Source organism: Flavobacterium sp. (assembly GCF_003525665.1).
Classification (GTDB): domain Bacteria; phylum Bacteroidota; class Bacteroidia; order Flavobacteriales; family Flavobacteriaceae; genus Flavobacterium.
The window spans coordinates 6,788-10,235 of the sequence record NZ_DQDX01000005.1 but is presented as its reverse complement, the minus strand read 5'-3'; the positions used below and the strand labels follow the sequence as shown (position 1 = coordinate 10,235).

The following is a 3,448-nucleotide window of genomic DNA, read 5'->3' as shown; positions in this document are numbered from 1 at the left end:
AAATTTACCTTGCGAACTTTGCGAAAAACTTAGCGCCTTTGCGGTTAAATCTTCTCTTCAAAAGCCACATCAACACTCAAAATCTGATTTAACAAAACCACAATTTCTTCAACATAACTTTCCATTATTTCGGGTGAAATTACTTCGAATGTTTCTTTACCTTCTTTAAATCCAAATGGTAAAAATCCATTTTTTAAGTTTTTGAATGAAATAATTCCGGCTTCGATTTCTAGTCCTTTTGCATCTGGTTCGTACATGAATGCGTAAGCAAGAATTTGGATGATTTTATCGTTTTTAATGTCTTCTGTTAGGCCATCCCAAGATTTTAAAGTAACGCTTGGTTTGGTAACATTTCCGGTTTTATAATCGATGATTCTGATTCTTCCATTTCGATTTTCGATTCTATCTACGTTTCCACCAATTTTTACAGAAAATGGTAATTTTGGATGAATTAGTTCACGTTCTAAATGTTTTTCTAAAGCTATAATCTGAATTTCATCACCGTTTTGAATGGCTTCCAATTCTAATTTCAAGAAATTCAATACATTTCGTTTGGCGACTTCAAACGCTAGCAGGTTTCTTCCTTTTTTGATTTCGCCTTCTTTGTAAACTAACTTAAATTGTTTTAAAACTTCATCATCGATGTTTTTGATACAAATTTTAATATCATTTTCGATTAAAATTTTACCAATAAACGGTTTGTACAATTCTTCTAAAGTTCCGTGAATGATGGTTCCAAGAGTATTTACAGCGATATTTTCTTCCACTTCATCGGTTTCAGAAATACGCAATATTCTTTGAAAATAAAACTGAATCGGATTTCGAATATACGTTGTCAATGCTGAAGGTGAAAATCCTTTTTCGGCAATTTCTTTCAATCTCAACAACACTTTTTCCGATTTTGGAATTACTAAAGGTTGATGTGCAATCTCAGGAACATTGGCATTGTACGTTTGAAATGTCAAGTTATGACTAGATTGTTTTTCGACTTCTAATTGTGTTATGAATCGGCTTCGTTCTCCAGCATCCAAACCTTCACTATCGGAATTATACAACAAATAAACGTTTTTCGCGCGTTGTAATAAATGATAGAAATGGTAAGTATAAATGGCATCTTTTTCTTTGAAAGTTGGCAAACCATATTCCTTTTTTACATCATAAGGAATGAAAGAATTCATGCTTTTTCCAGCAGGGAATTTGCCTTCGTTTACCGATGTAATAATTACCGTTTCAAAATCGAGCACACGACTTTCTAAAACTCCCATAATCTGTAATCCGTTCAAAGGTTCTCCTTCAAAGGATACTTCGGCAACGTCAATTACTTGTTTGTAAATTGCAAATAAAGTTTCAACCGAATCAATATTTGAATTAGACGAAAAGTAAGAAATCATTTTGTTTATCACTTTGAAAATCGAGTAAACAAAGGCATTCGTAATCTTTTCTTCTTCGTTATCAGAACTTAAATTGGATTTGATTTTGAGCAAAATCTGACTCAAATTCTCCAAAATAGCTACCGAAGAAGTATCCCATTTTTGAAAAATCAATTGAAATAATTCATTCTGATTTTCTTGTAATTCTAGAATTCGTTTGTGAACTATAAAAGTATAATTATTCTGATTGATTCGGTTTACTAATTCTTTAGCATTTATGTAAGGTTCAATCAGCGGATGCGTTAGAATATCCAAAACATCTTTATAATAAAACACATAACTCGATGCGTTTCTTGAAATGGCATTGGTATGCGCTTTAAAAAGTTTGGCAATAAGTAATTGTGCAGGATTATTTTTACTTGAATAACCCATAGTAATATTCAAAGCATCAACATTGGATGGAAGCGAATATAAAATTGGAACCAAAAGCGATTCTTCACCGAGAACTACGGCAACATTTTGAAGTTTACCTTCGTTTTGAATACTGTGCTTTTCAATTATTTCGCCAACTATTTTGGCTTGACCAATAGCTTTTGGCGTACCGATAACTTGAATGTTCTTTTCTTGCTTAAAATCGTTTGTAATCCATTCATACGGATTGGTTTTGTAATACGGCCAAGTTGATTTGAATCTACGTTGAAAAAGCCCTGTATCGTGAAATGGATCATTCAAAAAGGTTTCATCAATATCCCAATAGATTTTGGCTTTATCAATGGCTAAAAGATGTTGGATGATTTTTTCTTCGGCGTGGTTTAATGCATTAAATCCGGCGAAAAGGAATTTTTTATCTTTTATAGTTTCTGAAAAATGGTTGAGATTATTGACGGCTTCTCTGTAGATTAAACCTTGATAACCAATTCCCTTATTCAATAAATAATCATAAAGTGAATGATAATATAACGGAAGCTTTTTCCAGAAAATTAAATATTTATCAATTAAGTCGGTTCGTTTATCAATGTCGACTGCCCAATGCTCTACTTCTTTTATATTTTCAAGATACTTTAAAATCTTATCAGGTTCAAGAAGATATCTATCTATTTCATTGAAGTCTTGAAGTAAGGTTTTAGCCCAATTGGCAAAGGTTTCAAAAGATTCTTGGTCTTTCTCAGTTATAGATAGATAAACGTTATAAAACTCGAATAACAATTCAACACTATCAATAGAACGAATTCCAGCAATGTCTTGAACAAAGTCTTCTATACTTATTATTTCAGGAGAAAAAATCGTTGCAGTCGTTTCTTTTTTGAGTTCATCAATGAGAAAAACTTTAGCTCTTCTGTTAGGCAGAATGACTATTAAATCTGAAAAATTATCAGAATAGTTGGCAACAATTTCTTTGGAAAGTTTATTTAAAAATGAGTTGTTATTCATTTTATAAATATAAAAAAACGCCCCGATAAATCGAGGCGTTTCTTGAAAATATTTTGGAGGAAACTATTTTACTAATTTCACTTCAGTTCTTCTGTTGTTAGCTTTTCCAGCTTTAGTTTTGTTAGAATCGATTGGATTCTTTTCACCAAAACCTACAGATGATAATCTTGAAGAAGCAATTCCTTTTTCAATTAAGTAATTTTTAACTGCAGCAGCTCTGTTTTCAGACAAAGTTTGGTTTGATACATCAGAACCATCGCTATCAGTGTGACCTTCAATTGAGAATTTAGAATTTGGATATTCTTTTAAGATAGCTGTGATAGCCTCTAAAACTGGGTAAGTTTGTTTTTGGAAAGAAGATTTACCAGAATCAAACAAGATAGTTTTAGCATAATCATTTAATCTTTTGATAGCTTCGTCAGAAACTTCAGGACAACCTTGATTAGCTACAGTACCAGCAACATCTGGACATTTGTCATCTTTATCTAAAACTTTATCTCCATCTCTATCTGGCCAAGGACAACCACCGTTTTCTTTTGGACCTTTTACAGAAGGACATTTATCGTCTTTATCAGCGATTCCGTCTCCGTCAGCATCAGGACAACCATTTAAAGATTTGATACCTGCAACTTCTGGACAAGCATCAT

Annotated in this window: 2 protein-coding genes; both read right to left on the bottom strand. The window is 32.4% G+C overall.

Annotation, left to right across the window (positions count from 1 at the left end; translation table 11 throughout):
• Positions 1–44: 44 nt before the first annotated feature.
• Entirely contained in the window at positions 45–2,801 is a 2,757-nt protein-coding gene (locus DIU01_RS00440) for a PD-(D/E)XK nuclease family protein (RefSeq protein ID WP_290831298.1), read from the bottom strand.
• Positions 2,802–2,864: 63 nt separating this feature from the next.
• Positions 2,865–3,448: OmpA family protein (locus DIU01_RS00435; RefSeq protein WP_290831297.1), on the bottom strand; the 584-nt coding region annotated here is incomplete at its 5' end.

Excerpts from the sequence above, each read along its gene's own strand:
- DIU01_RS00440 (WP_290831298.1), bottom strand. The coding sequence starts at position 2,801 with ATGAATAACAACTCATTTTTAAATAAACTTTCCAAAGAAATTGTTGCC.